This window comes from Paraburkholderia kirstenboschensis, assembly GCF_904848585.1.
Classification (GTDB): Bacteria; Pseudomonadota; Gammaproteobacteria; order Burkholderiales; family Burkholderiaceae; genus Paraburkholderia; species Paraburkholderia kirstenboschensis.
Genome location: NZ_CAJHCR010000015.1, coordinates 160,766 through 178,743 on the forward strand (window position 1 = coordinate 160,766; position 17,978 = coordinate 178,743).

16 protein-coding genes and 2 pseudogenes are annotated in these 17,978 nt (G+C 61.0%); 14 read left to right on the forward strand and 4 right to left on the reverse strand.

Going from position 1 to position 17,978, the window contains the following annotated elements; genetic code table 11:
* The first annotated feature begins 75 nt into the window (after positions 1-75).
* Together dxs and folE2 are read left to right on the forward strand one after the other, a co-directional pair.
* Positions 76-1,983 carry a 1-deoxy-D-xylulose-5-phosphate synthase gene (gene dxs, locus JMY24_RS29125; protein ID WP_128597953.1) on the forward strand — a complete coding sequence of 636 codons (1,908 nt, stop codon included), beginning with the start codon at positions 76-78 and terminating at the stop codon, positions 1,981-1,983.
* A 325-nt stretch (positions 1,984-2,308) separates the two neighbouring features.
* Entirely contained in the window at positions 2,309-3,115 is an 807-nt protein-coding gene (gene folE2 / locus JMY24_RS29130) for a GTP cyclohydrolase FolE2 (protein ID WP_128597952.1), read from the forward strand.
* Positions 3,116-3,202: 87 nt separating this feature from the next.
* On the opposite strand, the gene tsaD is transcribed toward folE2, so the two are convergent.
* A complete protein-coding gene (gene tsaD / locus JMY24_RS29135) occupies positions 3,203-4,231 on the reverse strand; it encodes a tRNA (adenosine(37)-N6)-threonylcarbamoyltransferase complex transferase subunit TsaD (RefSeq protein WP_128597951.1) in 1,029 nt (342 codons plus the stop codon).
* A 111-nt stretch (positions 4,232-4,342) separates the two neighbouring features.
* Between tsaD and JMY24_RS29140 the strand changes: the two genes are divergently transcribed.
* The 6 genes from JMY24_RS29140 (at position 4,343) to JMY24_RS29165 (ending at position 12,355) form a co-directional block, all read left to right on the forward strand.
* Positions 4,343-5,560 (forward strand): BaiN/RdsA family NAD(P)/FAD-dependent oxidoreductase, encoded by a 1,218-nt coding sequence (locus JMY24_RS29140; protein ID WP_128597950.1) that lies wholly within the window; start codon positions 4,343-4,345, stop codon positions 5,558-5,560.
* Between the two features lie 68 nt (positions 5,561-5,628).
* Positions 5,629-5,841, forward strand: a complete 213-nt coding sequence (rpsU, locus tag JMY24_RS29145; RefSeq protein WP_128597949.1) for a 30S ribosomal protein S21 — start codon at positions 5,629-5,631, stop codon at positions 5,839-5,841.
* Between the two features lie 234 nt (positions 5,842-6,075).
* Entirely contained in the window at positions 6,076-6,522 is a 447-nt protein-coding gene (locus JMY24_RS29150; protein ID WP_027802972.1) for a GatB/YqeY domain-containing protein, read from the forward strand.
* Positions 6,523-6,597: 75 nt separating this feature from the next.
* The gene (dnaG, locus tag JMY24_RS29155) at positions 6,598-8,466 is read left to right on the forward strand and encodes a DNA primase (RefSeq protein WP_201703383.1); all 1,869 of its coding nucleotides are present in this window, start codon (positions 6,598-6,600) and stop codon (positions 8,464-8,466) included.
* A gap of 92 nt (positions 8,467-8,558) precedes the next feature.
* Positions 8,559-10,970, forward strand: a complete 2,412-nt coding sequence (rpoD, locus tag JMY24_RS29160) for an RNA polymerase sigma factor RpoD (RefSeq protein ID WP_128597948.1) — start codon at positions 8,559-8,561, stop codon at positions 10,968-10,970.
* 656 nt (positions 10,971-11,626) lie between these two features.
* Positions 11,627-12,355 carry a transporter substrate-binding domain-containing protein gene (locus JMY24_RS29165; RefSeq protein ID WP_128597955.1) on the forward strand — a complete coding sequence of 243 codons (729 nt, stop codon included), beginning with the start codon at positions 11,627-11,629 and terminating at the stop codon, positions 12,353-12,355.
* Positions 12,356-12,365: 10 nt separating this feature from the next.
* Here the strand turns inward: JMY24_RS29165 and JMY24_RS29170 are convergent, their stop codons facing one another.
* The gene (locus JMY24_RS29170) at positions 12,366-12,773 is read right to left on the reverse strand and encodes a MetQ/NlpA family ABC transporter substrate-binding protein (RefSeq protein ID WP_236597564.1); all 408 of its coding nucleotides are present in this window, start codon (positions 12,771-12,773) and stop codon (positions 12,366-12,368) included.
* Between the two features lie 4 nt (positions 12,774-12,777).
* On the opposite strand from JMY24_RS29170, the pseudogene JMY24_RS29175 reads away from it, so the two are divergent.
* A pseudogene (locus JMY24_RS29175) lies at positions 12,778-13,056 on the forward strand (nitrilotriacetate monooxygenase); the annotation flags it as partial.
* A 279-nt stretch (positions 13,057-13,335) separates the two neighbouring features.
* Positions 13,336-13,791: an MEKHLA domain-containing protein gene (locus tag JMY24_RS29180; RefSeq protein ID WP_128597947.1), complete on the forward strand. Its 456-nt coding sequence runs from the start codon at positions 13,336-13,338 to the stop codon at positions 13,789-13,791.
* 15 nt (positions 13,792-13,806) lie between these two features.
* Here the strand turns inward: JMY24_RS29180 and JMY24_RS29185 are convergent, their stop codons facing one another.
* The gene (locus JMY24_RS29185) at positions 13,807-14,709 is read right to left on the reverse strand and encodes a LysR family transcriptional regulator (RefSeq protein ID WP_128597946.1); all 903 of its coding nucleotides are present in this window, start codon (positions 14,707-14,709) and stop codon (positions 13,807-13,809) included.
* Between the two features lie 428 nt (positions 14,710-15,137).
* On the opposite strand from JMY24_RS29185, the gene JMY24_RS29190 reads away from it, so the two are divergent.
* From JMY24_RS29190 to ppnP, 4 genes are all read left to right on the forward strand, one after another.
* A complete protein-coding gene (locus JMY24_RS29190; protein ID WP_128597945.1) occupies positions 15,138-15,488 on the forward strand; it encodes a DUF4148 domain-containing protein in 351 nt (116 codons plus the stop codon).
* Between the two features lie 132 nt (positions 15,489-15,620).
* On the forward strand, positions 15,621-16,367 hold the full coding sequence (locus JMY24_RS29195) for an alpha/beta hydrolase (protein ID WP_128597954.1): 747 nt from the start codon (positions 15,621-15,623) through the stop codon (positions 16,365-16,367).
* Between the two features lie 144 nt (positions 16,368-16,511).
* Positions 16,512-17,216 carry a hypothetical protein gene (locus JMY24_RS29200; RefSeq protein ID WP_128597944.1) on the forward strand — a complete coding sequence of 235 codons (705 nt, stop codon included), beginning with the start codon at positions 16,512-16,514 and terminating at the stop codon, positions 17,214-17,216.
* Positions 17,217-17,374: 158 nt separating this feature from the next.
* Positions 17,375-17,695, forward strand: coding sequence for a pyrimidine/purine nucleoside phosphorylase (gene ppnP / locus JMY24_RS29205; protein WP_128597943.1), 321 nt, complete (start codon positions 17,375-17,377; stop codon positions 17,693-17,695).
* A 168-nt stretch (positions 17,696-17,863) separates the two neighbouring features.
* Here the strand turns inward: ppnP and sdhB are convergent.
* A pseudogene (gene sdhB / locus JMY24_RS29210) lies at positions 17,864-17,978 on the reverse strand (succinate dehydrogenase iron-sulfur subunit); the annotation flags it as partial.

Sequence of the window (17,978 nt, forward strand, 5' to 3'; positions counted from 1 at the left end):
CCGCCGCCGCGCGCCGTCCCCACAAGGCGCATGTATGAAGTGCGGGCGCGTAAGTTTTCCTACAATGGAACGACGATGTACGACTTGCTGAAAACCATCGACGACCCGGCAGCCTTGCGCCGCCTCGATCGCCGCCAATTGCAACCGCTTGCCGACGAGTTGCGCGCCTTTGTGCTCGACAGCGTGTCGCAGACGGGCGGCCATCTTTCGTCCAACCTCGGCACGGTCGAGTTGACCATTGCTCTGCATTATGTGTTCGACACGCCACGCGACCGCATTGTGTGGGACGTCGGCCATCAGACGTATCCGCACAAGATTCTGACGGGCCGCCGCGACAGAATGCACACTCTGCGCCAGTTGGGCGGCATCTCCGGTTTCCCGAAACGCGACGAGTCCGAGTACGACACGTTCGGCACCGCGCATTCGAGCACGTCGATTTCGGCGGCACTCGGCATGGCGGTCGCTAGCAAGCTGCAGGGCGATAACCGCATGGGTATCGCCGTGATCGGCGACGGCGCAATGACGGCGGGCATGGCCTTCGAGGCATTGAACAATGGCGGCGTCGAAGACGACGTGCCCCTGCTCGTCATCCTGAACGACAACGACATGTCGATTTCGCCGCCGGTCGGCGCGCTCAATCGCCATCTCGCGCGTCTCATGTCGGGCCGCTTTTACGCCGCGGCGCGTGCGGGCGTCGAGCGCGTGCTGCGCGTCGCGCCGCCCATGCTCGATCTGGCTCGCAAGCTCGAAGAGCACGCGAAGGGCATGATCGTGCCCGCCACGCTGTTCGAGGAATTCGGCTTTAACTATATCGGCCCGATCGACGGTCACGATCTCGATTCGCTGATCCCCACGCTGCAAAACATCAAGGAACTGCGCGGTCCGCAATTCCTGCACGTGGTCACCAAGAAGGGCCAAGGCTACAAGCTCGCCGAGGCTGATCCGGTGCTGTATCACGGCCCGGGCAAGTTCAATCCGGCCGAAGGCATCAAGCCGGCTGTCGCGCCGTCGAAGAAAACCTACACCCAGGTGTTCGGCGAGTGGCTTTGCGACGCTGCGGAACTGGACGCGCGCGTGATCGGCATCACGCCGGCCATGCGCGAAGGCTCCGGCATGGTGGAGTTCGAGAAACGCTTCCCGGACCGCTACTTCGACGTGGGTATCGCCGAGCAGCACGCGGTCACCTTCGCTGGCGGTCTCGCCGCCGAGGGCATGAAGCCTGTCGTCGCTATCTACTCGACGTTCCTGCAACGCGCTTACGATCAATTGATCCACGACGTCGCGCTGCAAAATCTGCCGGTCGTGTTCGCGATCGACCGCGCGGGTCTGGTCGGCGCGGACGGGGCGACGCACGCGGGCGCTTACGACCTCGCGTTCATGCGCTGCATCCCGAACATGATGGTGATGGTCGCGTCCGACGAAAACGAATGCCGGCAGATGCTGTACACCGCGTTGCAACAGTCGTGTCCGACGGCCGTGCGTTACCCGCGCGGCGCGGGCACCGGCGTGGCCACCGTCAAGCAAATGGCGGCGCTGCCTGTCGGCAAGGGCGAGGTGCGCCGCGAAACGTCGCAACCCGCGGGCAAGCGCATCGCGATTCTGGCGTTCGGCACGATGGTCGCGCCGTCTCTGGCAGCTGCCGAGCAACTCGACGCCACCGTGGCCAACATGCGTTTCGTGAAGCCGCTCGACGCCGACCTCGTGCGTCAACTCGCCGAAACGCATGACGCTATCGTCACCGTCGAAGAAGGCTGCGTGATGGGCGGTGCGGGCTCGGCATGCGTCGAAGCCCTGCTCGAGAGTGGGGTCATGCGGCCGGTACTGCAATTGGGCCTGCCCGACCGCTTCATCGATCACGGAGATCCGGCCAAGCTGCTCGCCGCGTGCGGCCTCGACGCCACGGGCATCGCGAAGTCGATTCGCGAACGCTTTTTGTCGAGCGGTGCCGTGGCCGGCCAGTCGTCGGTCAAGCGTGTCGCTTAAGGCGGGTCGATCGAGCAGTACGATTGAGCGTGCCGACGCCGCAAAGCCCGGCACCGCGTATTGCGCCGTCACCTGCCGTGGTGGCAATAGAAGTCTCTAACCTGAGTCGATGAGCCCTTGCTTGGCTCATCATCGAACGCCGGCAGGGGCCGGCGTTTGCCGTTGCGGTTTCTGCTCCACGCGGCCGCTGAGGACTCCCGAACCCGCCGCTCCGCAAAAGCCCGTTACGGGCCAGCCTAAACCGCAGGGAATTTGCTCCGGGGCGGGGCTGTCTGCGGAGCCGCACACCTGTGGAGGGTCGGCGTCTTCCTGAAAGGACAAGAACATGAATCAGATGAATCCCGCCTTCGTGATGCCAGACGTGCAAAGCACGCCCGATACCCGCCAGATTCCGATTCAGCGGGTCGGCGTCAAGGCGGTGCGCCATCCACTGACGGTCCGCACACAAAGCGGTGAGGCCCAACCGACCGTCGGCACGTGGAACCTCGACGTGCATTTGCCTGCAGAGCAAAAGGGCACGCATATGTCGCGCTTCGTCGCGTTGCTCGAAGAGAACAAGGCGCCGCTAGAACCGGCTACGTTCCGCCAGATGCTCGCCGCGATGCTTACGAAACTCGAGGCCGAGGCGGGCCGCATCGAAGTGTCGTTCCCTTACTTCGTGAACAAGACGGCGCCGGTGTCCGGCGTGCAGAGCCTGCTCGATTACGAAGTGACGCTGACCGGCGACACGCGTAACGGCGGAACCCGTCTGTTCCTGAAAGTGCTCGTGCCGGTCACGAGCCTTTGTCCGTGTTCGAAGAAAATCTCGCAGTACGGCGCGCATAACCAGCGCTCGCACGTGACGATCAACGCGGAACTGGCGGGCGAGGTCGCGGTGGAAGACCTGGTCCGTATCGCCGAGGAAGAGGCGTCGTGCGAACTGTGGGGCCTGCTCAAGCGTCCGGACGAAAAATTCGTGACTGAGCGCGCGTATGAAAACCCGAAGTTCGTCGAGGATCTGGTGCGCGACGTCGCACAGCGTCTGAACGCGGATGAGCGGATCGTCGCATACGTGCTGGAAGCTGAGAATTTCGAGTCGATTCATAATCACAGCGCGTATGCCGTGATCGAGCGCGATAAGCGGTTGGGTTGACGCGTCGCCTTCAATTCTTGATTGCAACAAAAAAGCCGCTCTAACAAGCGGCTTTTTTGTCGGCGTAACGCGAGGTTCGCGAAGCGTTCAGCGTGCGAGCGATGTCAGATCCCAGCGCGGCTTGACCGTGAACGCGTAGTCCTTGCCCGACTGATCCGGCCAGCGTTGCAGCCGCAACGCGCCAGCGAGCGCAATCATTGCACCGTTGTCCGTGCACAGCGACAGGTCCGGGTAATGCACATAGAAGTTGCGCTTTTGCGCGGCGGCCGAAAGCGCCTCGCGCAACTGCCGGTTCGCACCCACGCCACCCGCCACGACCAGCCGGTTGAGCTTCGTGCGCTTGAGCGCGGCGAGCGACTTTGTTGCCAGCACTTCGACGGCAGCGTCCACGAAGCCGCGCGCCAGATCCGCTTTCGCCTGCTCGCAGATATTCGCGCCGCCGAGCTTTTTTGCGTGCGTAAGCACGGCCGTTTTAAGGCCGCTGAAGCTGAAGTCCAGATCGCCGGAATGCAGCATGGGGCGCGGCAGCACCACCGCGCCCGGCGTGCCGAATTCGGCCATTCGCGAAACCTCTGGCCCGCCGGGATAGCCGAGGCCGAGAAGCTTGGCGGTTTTGTCGAAGGCTTCGCCCGCAGCGTCGTCGAGCGTTTCGCCCAGCGTTTCATATTCGCCCACGTCGGTCACGCGCATCAATTGCGTATGGCCACCCGACACCAGCAACGCGACGAACGGAAACGGCGGCGGCTCGTCGACCAGCAAGGGCGACAGCAAATGCCCTTCAAGATGATGAATGCCGATGGTCGGCTTGTCCCAAGCCATGGCGAGCGAGTTGGCGACGCTCGCGCCTACCAGCAGCGCGCCCGCGAGCCCCGGCCCTTGCGTGTAGGCGATCGCGTCGATGTCGCCGCGCGCCGTGCCCGCGCGCTCCATGACCTCTTCGAGCAAGGGCAGCGCGCGCCGGATATGGTCGCGGGATGCCAGTTCGGGCACCACGCCGCCGTACTCCCGATGCATTGCGATCTGCGAATGCAGCGCGTGCGCGAGGAGGCCGCGCTCAGTGTCGTAGAGCGCGAGGCCGGTTTCGTCGCAGGAGCTTTCGATGCCGAGAACGAGCATGTCTGGTGGCTGAAACGGGCGCTTGGGCGCACCCGAAATGCAAAAAGGTAAGCTTCAAAGTATAGCAGTGCGAGGCAAGGCGCCGCAGGCGCGCAGGTACAATGCGGCCCCATGGAATCCTACGATATTGCAGTGATCGGCGCGGGCGCGGCCGGCATGATGTGCGCGGCGGTGGCCGGGCAACTGGGCCGGCGCGTGGTGCTGATCGATCACTCGCAGCGCCTCGCGGAGAAGATCCGGATCTCCGGCGGCGGCCGCTGCAACTTCACGAACCTGTATGCGGGCCCGGCCAATTATCTGTCGGCGAATCCGCATTTTTGCCGCTCGGCGCTCGCGCGCTACACGCCTCGCGACTTCATGGCGCTGCTCAAGCGGCATCATGTGACGTGGCACGAGAAGCATAAAGGGCAGCTGTTCTGCAACGAGTCGAGCGACGCCGTCATCAACGTGCTGAAGAACGAGTGCGACGCGGGACGGGTCGCATGGCGTGCGCCGCTGTCGGTCGAACATGTGAGGCAGGACGTTGAAGGCCGCTTCACGCTCGACACCAACGCCGGTCCAATCGCGGCGCGGGCGCTTGTTGTCTCTACGGGCGGGTTGTCGATTCCGAAGATCGGCGCTACGGATTTTGCCTATCGTCTTGCCAAGCAGTTTGGCCACAAGCTGATCGACACGCGCCCCGCGCTCGTTCCGCTCACCTTCGCCGCCGCCGACTGGGAGCCGTTTTCGGCGCTCTCCGGCGTGTCGCTCGAGGTGCGGATCGCGACCGGCAACAAGAAGTCCGGCGCTGAATTCGAAGAGGACCTGCTGCTCACGCACCGCGGCCTTTCCGGGCCAGGCGTGCTGCAGATATCCAGCTACTGGCAGCCGGGCGAGCCGATTCACATCGATCTGCTGCCGGACCGGGACGCCGCCGCCGCGCTGCTCGAAGCGAAGACCGGGACGCGGCGCCAGATTGCGAATCTGTTGTCGGAATGGGTGCCGCAGCGGCTTGCCCACGTGTGGCTCGAGACTCACCAGATTCCCGCCGAAGCTCGCGTGGCCGACCTGCCGGACAAGGTGCTTCGCCGTGTCGGCGAAGCCTTGTCGCGCTGGACGCTCACGCCCAACGGCACCGAAGGCTACCGCAAGGCCGAAGTGACCCGCGGTGGTGTGGATACGCGCGACCTTTCGTCCACCACGATGATGAGCGCCCGCGCGCCGGGCTTGTACTTCATCGGCGAGGCGGTCGATGTGACCGGCTGGCTCGGTGGCTACAATTTTCAGTGGGCCTGGGCGTCAGGCGTGGCGGCCGGTGAGGCCGCTGCGGAGTACGCCCGGGGGGCTTGACGGCGCAATGGCTTTGTGCGAAAGCTCTGCTATACTCCTGAACCTTTACAAAGTTCCGTTATTGAAAAATGACGACGATCCGCGTAAAAGACAACGAGCCGTTTGAAGTCGCCATGCGCCGTTTCAAGCGCAACATGGAGAAAAACGGTTTGTTGACGGAACTTCGTGCGCGCGAGTTTTACGAAAAGCCTACGGCTGAGCGTAAGCGCAAGAAGGCGGCTGCGGTGAAGCGTCATTTCAAGCGTCTGCGTGGCCAGATGCTGCCAAAGAAATTCTACTGATTCTGGCGTTGCCGCTGTTCCGGTCAAACGGAGCGGCGACATCCAACCGGTGACGGCACAACGGGTGCCGCCACGGAAAACACGGTCTTATCGGACCAGCCGGCAGGGTCGCATCCACTACGCACATTGCGCCAACCCGCTTGAGGAAGCTGTCCCAAGCGGGTATTCGTGTTGGTGCATGTCGATGCAGTCCACTCGGCCGGTTTTTCAATCTTCAACGCATTCAGGTGAGTGATGAGCCTCAAGGACCGGATCAACGACGATATGAAAGCCGCCATGCGGGCACGTGAAACGGAGCGTCTCGGCACGATTCGCCTGTTGCTCGCCGCGATCAAGCAACGTGAGGTCGACGAGCGCGTGACGCTCGACGACACGGCGATCACTGCCGTGATCGACAAGATGATCAAGCAGCGTAAAGACTCGATCAGCCAGTTCGAAGGCGCCGGCCGCACGGACCTCGCCGACAAGGAAAAGGCCGAGTTGGCTATTCTGTCGGCGTACATGCCCGAGCAGATGTCCGAGGCGGAAATAGTCGCCGAAGTGCAGGCCGCGGTCGCGCAAACCGGTGCGGCCGGCCCGCAGGACATGGGCAAGGTGATGGGTGTGCTGAAGCCGAAGCTCGCCGGGCGTGCCGACATGACGGCTGTTTCCGCGCAAGTCAAAGCTGCGCTCGCCAAATAAACCGCGCGTTGTGGCCCGCGCGGCCGCCATGGGCGGCGCGCGCGGTATCGAGCTCCTAAGCTGGCGTCATTTACCGTGATCCCTCCGTCATTCCTGCAGGATCTGCTCAACCGCGTCGATATCGTCGACGTGGTGGGGCGGTATGTGCAGTTGAAGAAGGGCGGCGCGAACTTCATGGGGCTTTGTCCGTTTCATAACGAGAAAAGCCCTTCGTTCACGGTGAGCCCGACCAAGCAGTTTTATCACTGCTTCGGCTGCGGCGCCCATGGAACGGCAATCGGTTTTCTGATGGAGCACGTCGGCGCGTCGTTCCCCGAGGCGGTCAACGAACTGGCGCAATCCGTCGGGTTGACCGTGCCGAACGAGCCTTCGCCCGGCTATGGAGGCGGCGGTTCCGGCGGCTATGCACCGGCGGCCTCCAAGGCGGTTACCACCGCGCTTTCCGACGTCATGCAGACGGCTTGCGACTACTACCGCAAGCAATTGCGCGGCGCGCCTGTCGCGATTCAATATTTGAAGAAACGCGGCTTGACCGGCGAGATCGCCGCCCGCTTCGGGCTGGGGTACGCGCCGGACGGCTGGCAGAACCTGGAAGCAGCTTTTCCGAACTATCGCGACGATTCCCTGGTCGAATCGGGTCTGGTGATCGTCAGCGAGAAATCGGACGCGCAGGGCCAGAATCGCCGCTATGACCGCTTTCGCGAGCGGATCATGTTCCCGATACGCAATGTGAAGGGGCAGGTAATCGGCTTCGGCGGCCGGGTGCTGGACGGCGGCGAGCCGAAGTATTTGAATTCGCCGGAAACGCCTCTATTTAACAAGGGCAGCGAGTTGTATGGGCTGTTCGAGGCCCGTCTCGCAATTCGGGAACAGCACTACGTGCTGGTCGTCGAAGGTTATATGGATGTGGTCGCGCTGGCTCAGTTGGGGTTTCAGAACGCGGTCGCCACGCTCGGCACAGCCTGCACGCCGATTCATGTGCAGAAATTGATGCGCCAGACCGACACGGTCATCTTCAGTTTCGACGGCGATTCAGCGGGCCGACGCGCCGCGCGCCGGGCATTAGACGCGTGTTTGCCGCATGCGGCTGACAACCGGACCATTCGCTTCCTGTTTCTGCCGGCGGAACACGACCCGGACAGCTACGTCCGCGAGTTTGGCACCGAGGCGTTCGCCGACCAGGTGGAACGCGCCATGCCGCTCTCGCAGTTCATGCTCAACGAGGTGCTCGCCGGCAAGGAGCTGGACCAGCCGGAAGGCCGTGCGCGCGCGCTGTTCGACGCGAAGCCGCTGCTGCAGGCGCTGCCGGCCAATGCGCTGCGCGCGCAGATCATGCATATGTTCGCCGACCGGCTGGACGTGCCGTTCGACGAGGTCGCCGCACTGTGTGAGGTCGACTCGCGCATCGCCGCGGCGGCGCGTTCGGCGCCGGCTCGTAAGGACCGGCGCAGCGTGACCGGCATCGAAGAAAAGACGTTGCGCAATCTTGTGATGTATCCGCGCACGGTCTCAGTGCTCGACGAGGAAGCCGAACAGGCGCTTGTCACCGTAACGCGGCATGGCGAACTGTTTGAAGAAGTGACGACGCATGCGCGCGCACTCGGCGATTCGGCGGAGTTTCAATTGCTCTCCGACCTATTGCGAAACGGCGCAAACGCCCCAACTTTCGAGGAAATCTTTCGCAAAATTCTGGACTATGATGAAAATGTCCGGGATTTGTTGCTGAAGGACCCGGAAGATGCGACCGTCATAGAAGAGCGGCGCGAGCAGGAAAGAATCGTCGGAGAAGAGCTGAAAGCGGCGATTCTGAAGATGCGATACGACGCTTATTGCGATCGTCTCGAGCAGCTTTCACGACAATCCCGGCACACACCGGAAGAGTTCGCGGAGCTTGCGGAACTCAATCGGAAGCGGGCTGACATGAAGCGCCAGCTTGGCTTGTAGCGGGAAGCGCAGAAACCTGAGTGGTATAATAAAAGGTTTCCAGCGGTTTGTTTTTCAAAGGGTTTTCCTAGCAAAGGCGAAAAGGCGATGCGATGGCAAAGACTACAGGCGGAAAGAACACACCCGGCCCACGCTCCAGAGAGCAGACCACAAAAGTCACTTCGGCCAGGTTAGATTCTTCCGCCAGGAAAGCGTCTGCCGTTAGCGTTACACCGGCTGCCGGGAAGAAGTCTTCGACCACTCAGGCCGCGCGAGCGGAGCCGGCGGGGGTGGCAAAGGCGGTCGCGAAGGCGGCGAAAACTGTACCACCTCCGGCCGCGAAACGACCGGGTGTCAGCAGCGCAAGGGAAGCGGCTGTCGCGCAGGACGATGCGGCAGTGCGCGAGACTCCAGTATCCACGGTTCAACCGGCTGTTGTCCACCAGCCGCGAGTCGAGACTACAGCCGGTACGGCGAACTCCATGACGAAAAAGCTGAATGAAGTACCCGTCGATGACGACGCAACCCAGAGCGAAGAAACCCCTGTGGCCACTTCCGGCAAAGTGGAAAAGGCCAAGGCTCGCGACCGTCGTGCCAAGGAAAAGGCGCTGCTGAAAGACGCGTTTTCTTCGTCGGCGCCCGGCACGGTGGAGGAACTCGAGGAGCGCCGTTCCAAATTGCGCGCGCTCATCAAGCTCGGCAAGGAGCGCGGTTTCCTCACCTACGCTGAAATCAACGATCACCTGCCGGACAACTTCACCGAGACCGAGGCGATCGAAGGCATCATCAGCACGTTCAACGACATGGGCGTGGCTGTGTACGAGCAGGCGCCCGACGCCGAAACGCTGCTGCTGAACGACAACGCGCCCGCCGCTTCGTCAGACGACGAAGTCGAAGAAGAAGCCGAAGTTGCGCTTTCCACCGTCGACTCGGAGTTCGGTCGCACGACCGACCCGGTGCGCATGTACATGCGTGAAATGGGTACGGTCGAGCTGCTCACGCGCGAAGGCGAAATTGAAATCGCGAAGCGGATCGAAGACGGCCTGAAGCACATGGTGATGGCCATTTCCGCGTGCCCGACTACGATCGCCGACATTCTGGCCATGGCAGAGCGCGTCGCGAACGAGGAAATCCGCATCGACGAACTGGTCGACGGTCTGATCGACGCCGACGCTGAAGACGCGGACGGCTTCTCCGTGCAGGAAGCAGAAGCGATCGAGAGCGAGGACGAGGAAGCCGAGGAAGAAGCCGAAGAGGACGAGGAAGAAGACGACGGCACCGCGCAGGCCACGGCCAACGCAGCGCAAATGGAAGCGCTCAAGCGTGCGTCGCTCGAAAAATTCGCCCTGATCAGCGAATGGTTCGACAAGATGCGCCGCGCGTTCGAAAAGGAAGGCTACAAGTCGAAGTCGTACCTGAAGGCGCAGGAAACCATCCAGAACGAGCTGATGACGATCCGCTTCACCGCGCGTACTGTCGAGCGTTTGTGCGACACGTTGCGTGCGCAGGTGGACGAAGTGCGTCAGGTCGAGCGTCAGATTCTGCATACGGTGGTCGACAAGTGCGGCATGCCGCGTGCGGAGTTCATCGCGCGTTTTCCGGGTAGCGAAACGGACCTCGAGTGGGCCGACAAGATCGTCAGCGAAGGTCATACGTATAGCGCGATCCTCACGCGGAATATTCCGGCCATTCGCGAGCAGCAACAACGTCTGCTCGATCTGCAGGCGCGTGTGGTGCTGCCGCTGAAGGACCTGAAGGAAACCAACCGTCAGATGGCGGCCGGCGAACTGAAGGCGCGCCAGGCGAAGCGCGAAATGACCGAGGCAAATCTGCGTCTCGTGATCTCGATTGCGAAGAAGTACACGAACCGCGGTCTGCAGTTCCTCGACCTGATTCAGGAAGGCAACATCGGCCTGATGAAGGCGGTGGACAAGTTCGAATATCGTCGTGGCTACAAGTTTTCCACGTATGCAACGTGGTGGATCCGTCAGGCCATTACGCGTTCGATCGCGGACCAGGCGCGCACGATCCGTATTCCGGTTCACATGATCGAAACGATCAACAAGATGAACCGCATCTCGCGTCAGATTCTGCAGGAAACCGGCCTCGAGCCGGATCCGGCAACGCTGGCCGAGAAGATGGAAATGCCGGAAGACAAGATCCGCAAGATCATGAAGATCGCGAAAGAGCCGATCTCGATGGAAACGCCGATTGGTGACGACGACGATTCGCATCTGGGCGACTTTATCGAAGACACGAACACGGTGGCGCCGGCAGACGCCGCGTTGCACGCGAGTATGCGCGACGTCGTGAAAGACGTGCTCGATTCGTTGACGCCGCGCGAAGCGAAGGTGCTGCGCATGCGTTTCGGTATCGAGATGAGCACCGATCACACGCTCGAAGAAGTCGGCAAGCAGTTCGACGTCACGCGTGAGCGGATTCGTCAGATCGAGGCAAAGGCGCTGCGTAAGCTGCGTCATCCGAGCCGTTCGGACAAGCTCAAGTCGTTCCTTGAGGGGAACTGATCGACAGGTTGGCCGGCGTGGTTAGTCGTAAATGACGTAGCCGCTAGTAAGCAGCAGTTTGAAGGGGTCTCCCAGTTGTTCCGTAAAAGCGGAGCGGTTGCGGAGGCCCCTTTTTCGTGTAGTATGGCGGCCAATCGACGAACAGGCCGCGCAACATCCTGTATGTTGGTAGCGTCAGATACGGTAAAATCTCGAGTTCTCAGGGCCTCTAGCTCATGCTTGGTTAGAGCAGCGGACTTAGCAAAGACTCACCTAAACCACGCAGCACGGCATGGTGAGTCATGAATGGGTTGCCTTGGGGTAAGTTAGCTCTGCCCCTTTGGTAGAACTGCTCAAATTCGGGGAAACCTCTGCTGTTCTCGCAGCGTGGCAATCCCGAGCGAAGCTCTCTTTGAGAGAACGTGTAGAGACTGAACGGGCAGGTCGTAAAGACAAGAGACAGTCCAGACCACAAACCCGAAAGGGGCGGCGAAAGCCGTAGCTGGTTAGCATAATCCGTTGGTGCCGTGTTCGACTCACGGGAGGCCCACCAAACATTTGAAAGCCACCCTTCATGGGTGGCTTTTTCTTTGCGGCGAACGTTCTGGTTTTTTTACGACGCCGCTTGTGTCAGTACAATCGGCGCACAATCGACTCCGCGGATTTGCGAGGCAGCAATGAAGATAAGGATCGCGTACCTGGAAGAACCTCCGTTTGGATGGAGCGGGCCGGACGGGGCGGCTATGGGGGCCGATATCGATCTGGCCACGGTTGTTCTTCGCGCCATCGGTGCGACAGAGATCGAGCATTGCCTCACTACGTTTAGCGAACTGCTTGAGGGCGTAGCAGCCGGCCGCTGGGATATGAATGTTCCGCTGTTCATCACGCCGGAGCGGGCACGGCGGGTCGCTTTCAGCGTGCCCGTATGGGCGATCGCAGACGGTTTTCTCATTCGCGCGGAGAGCCGCAAGGCGCTGAACAGCTATGCGTCGGTGGCTGAGCGGCGCGATGCCTGGCTTGGCGTCATCGCGGGACAGGTGCAGCGTCAGTCGGCCAGAGCGGCCGGCGTAAGCGAGGACCAGATTGTCATCTTTCAGCAGCAGGCCGAAGCGATAGATGCCGTTCTCTCAGGCACCGTAGACGCTTATGCGAGTACCGCCCTTGGAAATCGCATACTGGCTGAGCGCATTGGCGGCTCGGTGCTCCGCGCAGTCGAGCATCAGCCTACGACAGGCAGCGCGCTCGAAATACCCTTCGGCGCGTTTTCGTTCAGCAAGAACAGCGACGATCTGCGCGACGCGGTCAACCGGGAATTGCGATCGTATTTGGGCTCGCCCGCGCATCGCGAGCGAATGGCCAGGTTTGGCTTCACGCGCAAAGAGATCGATCCCGTTCTTTTCCGTTGATGGTTGGAATTTATCGGTTGAAGTAGTCCGGCATCCGAAAGCCGTCATAGAAACGGTTGCCCAGAATCGCACTGCGGAATTCCTGCGACTGGTACGCCGTGACAATGTCGGTTATCGCGCGCGAATTGCGGTTTGCTGCCTTCACCACCACCTGGTTCACATACGGCGAGGTCATCTGCTCGAGCGCGAGCGCATCCGATAGCTTGTGGTCGCTCGCGATCGCAAAGTTGCCCTGGATTGCCGCGTAGTCGACATCTTCGAGCGCGCGCGGGGCCTGTGCCGATTCGAGGGACACAATCCGGATGCCCGCCGGGTTTGCAATGACGTCGTGCTCGGTCACGTCCACCGGATTTGGATTCGGACGAATGCGTATCCAGCCGATGTTCTGCAAGATCTTCAGCGCCCGTTCCAGGTTCACCGGATCGGGCGCGTGCGGGCACTGGCAATTGGTCGGCACCGCGGAACAGATTGTCGACGCGCTCGAGGACCGCTATGTCAACTGCGGCGCAGACGGCTATAACGTGATGCCCGCGCTGCTGCCCGGCAGTCTTGATGATTTCATTGCACTTGTCCTGCCCGAGCTTCGGCGGCGCGGTCTCTTCCGCAGCGAATACGAGGGACGCACGCTGCGCGAAAACCTTGGATTGAGGCGGCCGGTCTCGCGATATTCCCGCTATCCGCACGAGACAGCGAGCGCCTGACAACGGTACGTTGCCTTGATCGATGCAATTCGATAAGGATAACCAAGCGTTGTAAGCAGGCACCGCAACGCCAACCCATGGTCTTGCAGCGGCAACAGCACCGCGATTGTGTCATGCCGCGAGCCCACGGTTCATTGAGCCCTAACTGCTCCATATCTGACCTCGCCCAAGGTTGTATCGCGGACGTGATTTGCGTAAGCTCGCACGTGTAGCGACGGGCGGTATTTACATGGTCCCACTGCACTGCTTTTGGGAAACAGATCTGGAGCAACACACATTATGTCACTGAAGACGGATGTCGATTTTTTCCGCCTCCTCACGAACAGTTATCGCCGTTTGCTCGGTGAATCGCTGGTGCCTTCCGGTATGAGCGACGCCGAGGGCGCTGCATGGCTCTACGCATCGGCGCCGTTTGGCCTTCTCGCGCACGATACGCAGGCCGACCCAGTTTTCATCTATGGCAACTCCAGAGCTCAAGCTGTCTTCGGATACGATTGGGACGAGATCACCTCTCTGCGCTCGCGGCTGTCGGCGGAACTTCCGGAACGTGGGGAGCGCCAGGCGTTCCTGGACCAGGTAGCGCGTGACGGTTTCGTCACCGGGTATCGCGGCATTCGCATTACGAAGTCCGGGCAACGTTTCTGGATCGAGCACGCAACGGTGTGGCAATTGTTCGACGATTCAGGGGTGCTGCGTGGCCAGGCTGCCATGATTCCGCAAGTCGCGCAGTTCTAAACAGGCGCGACATTTTCACTGTGCCGCGCGACGATAGCCCGACTTCAGCGCGTCCACGACGAGCTGCACTGCCGTGGACGATTTGCGGCGACTTGCGTAATAGACGTGATGCCCCACGAACGTGGGAAACCAGTCTTCGAGAACGAAATTAAGGCGGCCGGCCTTGACGTGTTGTTCGACAAGATCCTTGGGCACGTAAGCGAGTCCGAAGCCCGCGAGCGCCGCGTCGACCATCTGGTAGACGTTATTGAAGGTCAGTTGGCCCTCGACCCGAACCTGCAATTCGCGCCGTCCCTTGCTCAGCTCCCACGCGAGCAACGAATCCCTTGTCGGCAGTCGCAGGTTGATGCAACTGTGCAGTGTCAGGTCCTGCGGCTTCCTCGCCACGGGCCTTGAGCGAAGGTAGCCGGGCGAGCCGACTATTGCCATCGTCATATCCGGTGCAATCCGCACTGCGATCATGTCCTTGGCCACCTGGTCGCCGAGCCGCACGCCGATGTCGTAGCGATCAGCGACGATGTCCGATAGCCCATAGTCGTTCAGCAGTTCGATTTTCAGCTCCGGGTACTGATGCAGCAGCGTCTGCACCCGCGGCCAGACGTACGTGTTTGCAGCGTAATCGGTCGTGGTGATCCGCACGGTTCCAGCGGGCCGGTCGGTCATCGCACGCAGCGCATCGAGCTCCGCCTCTATCTCTTCGAATCGCGGTCCGATGGACGCCAGCAATCTCTCGCCTGCATCCGTGGGCGACACGCTGCGCGTGGTGCGCATCAGCAACGGCATGCCCATTCGCTGTTCGAGACCGCGTACTGTGCGGCTCAACGCTGATTGAGAGACGCCCAGTTGCGCAGCCGCACGCGTGAAGTTTCGCTCACGTGCCACGGCCATGAAGGCCACCAGATCGTTGAGATCTTCCATACATTGATGCTCCACGGCATAAGACCATGCCGATTCTGCCACTGAGTCGCGGAAACGAACAGACGTTAGATTATCGTGCGCGGGCTGGCAAACCCATTCCTTGCATTTTCCTTTATGCGCTCTGAGCGCCGTCCGCTAAGGCTTCGCTGGGAGGTGAGCGCCGCGGTCGATCGATTTCGAAAAACTTTGGAATAAACGTCGAGGCCTTGTGTTCGCCCCTATGTAGCCAGATGCAAACGCATTAATCCGGAACCCCACGAGAAAGAAGTTCGAAGGAACGAACGCCGACCCGTGACACTGGAAAGTTAGATAGTTAGGAATCCGATAGTAATTTATGTCCGACGGGAATGATTCTGCCGGTCTGTGCAAAACGATTTTATCCGCGGCTTCGCGCCGCGAACCATTAACTTAATGAAGGAGTATCAATCATGTCGAAATTGTTCGTAAGTCTCGCTCTCGCCGTTTGCACTCTCGGCGCCCCGGTCCTCAGCTTCGCTCAAAGCAGCGCGCCGGTCACACGTGCGGAAGTTCGTGCGGATCTCGTGCGGGTCGAGCACGCCGGATATCGGCCCACCAGCGGTGACGATGTGAACTACCCGGCAGATGTCCAGGCAGCTGAAGCGAAGGTCGCAGCACAAAGCGATCAGCAACTGACGATGCAGTCCGTCGGCGGTGTCACACAAAGCGGCAGCTCGGCGTCGGGCGCTCCGTCGCACGCCGCGATGCAGTCCGCCTGCGTCGGCCCCGTTAGCTTCTGCAACCTTTACGCCGGTAGTTAAGTGCCGCTAGTCGGGTCCTGTGGACCATGCAGTCGTGCACAGGATCCCAACTCGTTATCCGATCGTTATCAATGGAGTTTCGCCGTGAAAATCTTGCCTTTAGCCGCAACGGTTTTTTCCTTGTCCGCATGCATGTTCGCATCCGCCGGCGCAATGGCGCAGGACGCACAACCCGCCAAAGCGCCGATCCGCAATATCGTTCTTGTTCATGGCGCGTGGGTCGACGGCTCGGGATGGAGGCCGGTCTATGACATCCTGACCAAAGACGGCTACCACGTCACAATGGTGCAGGAGCCGCTGACCTCGCTCGACGACGACGTGGCCGCAGCGAAGCGGGTCATCGACATGCAGAACGGTCCCACCATTCTGGTTGCGCACAGCTATGGCGGCTCGGTAATCACCGAGGCCGGCGTCGATCCGAAAGTAGCGGGGCTGGTGTACGTCGCGGCTCATGCGCCGGCAGTAGGCGAAGACGAAAGCGATCTCGGCAAGAAAATGCCCAGCTACACGTCGCAGCAGGCAGGCGCCATCAAGAAGACGGACGACGGTTACACGTATCTGAATCCCGCGGATTTCGCGAAAGATTTCGCAGCCGATCTGCCGCTCAAGGAAGCGCAGTTCGAGTCACGCTCCCAGATTCTCACGGCGGCCAAGGTCTTCTCCGCACCGATCTCGGTCGCCGCCTGGACCATGAAGCCGAGTTGGGGCATCGTGGCGGCCGACGACAAGATCATCAATCCGGACCTCGAGCGTTTCTACTACCAGCGCGCGCATAGCCATACCACGGTACTGGCGGGTGCAAGCCACTCGGTCTATGAATCGCGTCCCAAGGAAGTGGCCGCGGTGATCGAAGACGCAGCGAAGCATGCGCAGCAATGAAGCGTCAGCGCGCTCGCCACATGCAGTCTCGCTGGTTTCGTGGCGGCATTCACGCGCTTGGCTGTCGCCGCAGCGCGAGCGAACAACTCACTATCGTTACAATGTGCGGATGATTCGTCCTCCCAATGGCATTGAGCGCCACACATGCTGATCTCCTGTTTTTCGAGTGGCGATGCCATCCGCACTCGACGCGTAAGCGACATCGTGCTGTCGAGCATCGTCGACGTGCCCGAGCCACCTCAGCGTGTGCTGGTTGATTGGGAGAGGGAGACGTCGTCGCGCATGGTTCTCGATCCCGGCGATGTCGAAGTCATGCCTTTCGCGCGAACACGTATGCGTTGGCCGGACTACACGCTCTGCGTTCAGGCGATGTCGAACTGGACGCGCTCGCTCGGATTGCCCGGCGTACTCGCCTCCAGCGACGTGGCCTTAATGGCTTGCCGCGGCGCGACGTATCACCATGACGCCATGCAATATGGCGGCTCGGCGTTCTGCAACCTGTTCCTGAGCGCCGACAAAGGGCTCGACCTTCATTTCGCCTCTACCGGGCAACGCATTCCGTTGACCCGCGGAACGGCCGTGATATTCGACACAGGCCAGCCTCACGGTGTGATCCGACGCGGCAGCAGCGGCTTCAACGTGGAGGACTTCACGCCGGATCGGGACAGCGTGCAGATATTCCTGACGTGGGAGCTTCCTATCGAAGACGTACATGTCGCACGCGCGCTTCAAATCGAGTTCGACGTTGCGCCGTTGACCACTTCGCAGCCGGATGAAGAGCAAGTATTGCTGAATGGCGAACCGGTAGTCGTGTGTCCGGATTCGGGGCGCTGGCGTAAGCCTGATTGATGTTCGGCGTCATGCCGATGTCATTGCGCGACGTCTGTATGATGGCGGGTTGCGCCCGACTGCAAGCTCGCGCAGACAATCGGCGCAGACCGCGCACAGCAGGCTGCCGCAACGCGGCGCCAACGCATCCCTTCACGACGATTCATAGGAAGACCGCCATGACGGCCGCAACGCAATTCGATCAGGTTTCCGTTATCAAACGTGCCAACGTCTATTTCGACGGCAAGTGCGTTTCGCACACCGTTCTGTTCGCGGACGGCACGCGCAAGACGCTCGGCGTGATTTTGCCGGGCACGCTCAACTTCGGCACGGACGCGCCTGAACTGATGGAAGTGCAAGCCGGCCAGTGCCGCATCCGCCTCGAAGGCAGCGACGAGTGGAAAACCTATAGCGCGGGCGAGTCGTTTTCGGTGCCCGGCAAGAGCCGCTTTGACATCGACGTGATCGAAACGCTCGACTACGTTTGCAGCTATCTGTAAGAGCTTGAGCGTGTGCCGCGTCTGACCGCCTTCGAATTGCGGGCGATCAGACTGCGGCTGCAAGATGTGGGTGGCGCTGGAGTCTCAGAACGAGACCCCAGGCAAACGCGATGATTTGCCGATGATTTCTATCGGAAGTGCTCCAAATAGCGCTTTCAAACGGCGCTTTCAAACAGCGCGTCGCACCATCAATTCCTTGATCTTGCCGATCGCCTTGGTCGGGTTCAGCCCCTTCGGGCAGACGTCGACGCAGTTCATGATCGTGTGGCAGCGGAACAGACGG

Coding starts and splice junctions, on each gene's coding strand:
- dxs (WP_128597953.1), top strand. CDS start 76: ATGTACGACTTGCTGAAAACCATCGACGACCCGGCAGCCTTGCGCCGC.
- folE2 (WP_128597952.1), top strand. CDS start 2,309: ATGAATCAGATGAATCCCGCCTTCGTGATGCCAGACGTGCAAAGCACG.
- tsaD (WP_128597951.1), bottom strand. CDS start 4,231: ATGCTCGTTCTCGGCATCGAAAGCTCCTGCGACGAAACCGGCCTCGCG.
- JMY24_RS29140 (WP_128597950.1), top strand. CDS start 4,343: ATGGAATCCTACGATATTGCAGTGATCGGCGCGGGCGCGGCCGGCATG.
- rpsU (WP_128597949.1), top strand. CDS start 5,629: ATGACGACGATCCGCGTAAAAGACAACGAGCCGTTTGAAGTCGCCATG.
- JMY24_RS29150 (WP_027802972.1), top strand. CDS start 6,076: ATGAGCCTCAAGGACCGGATCAACGACGATATGAAAGCCGCCATGCGG.
- rpoD (WP_128597948.1), top strand. CDS start 8,559: ATGGCAAAGACTACAGGCGGAAAGAACACACCCGGCCCACGCTCCAGA.
- JMY24_RS29165 (WP_128597955.1), top strand. CDS start 11,627: ATGAAGATAAGGATCGCGTACCTGGAAGAACCTCCGTTTGGATGGAGC.
- JMY24_RS29180 (WP_128597947.1), top strand. CDS start 13,336: ATGTCACTGAAGACGGATGTCGATTTTTTCCGCCTCCTCACGAACAGT.
- JMY24_RS29185 (WP_128597946.1), bottom strand. CDS start 14,709: ATGGAAGATCTCAACGATCTGGTGGCCTTCATGGCCGTGGCACGTGAG.
- JMY24_RS29190 (WP_128597945.1), top strand. CDS start 15,138: ATGTCGAAATTGTTCGTAAGTCTCGCTCTCGCCGTTTGCACTCTCGGC.
- JMY24_RS29195 (WP_128597954.1), top strand. CDS start 15,621: ATGTTCGCATCCGCCGGCGCAATGGCGCAGGACGCACAACCCGCCAAA.
- JMY24_RS29200 (WP_128597944.1), top strand. CDS start 16,512: ATGCTGATCTCCTGTTTTTCGAGTGGCGATGCCATCCGCACTCGACGC.
- ppnP (WP_128597943.1), top strand. CDS start 17,375: ATGACGGCCGCAACGCAATTCGATCAGGTTTCCGTTATCAAACGTGCC.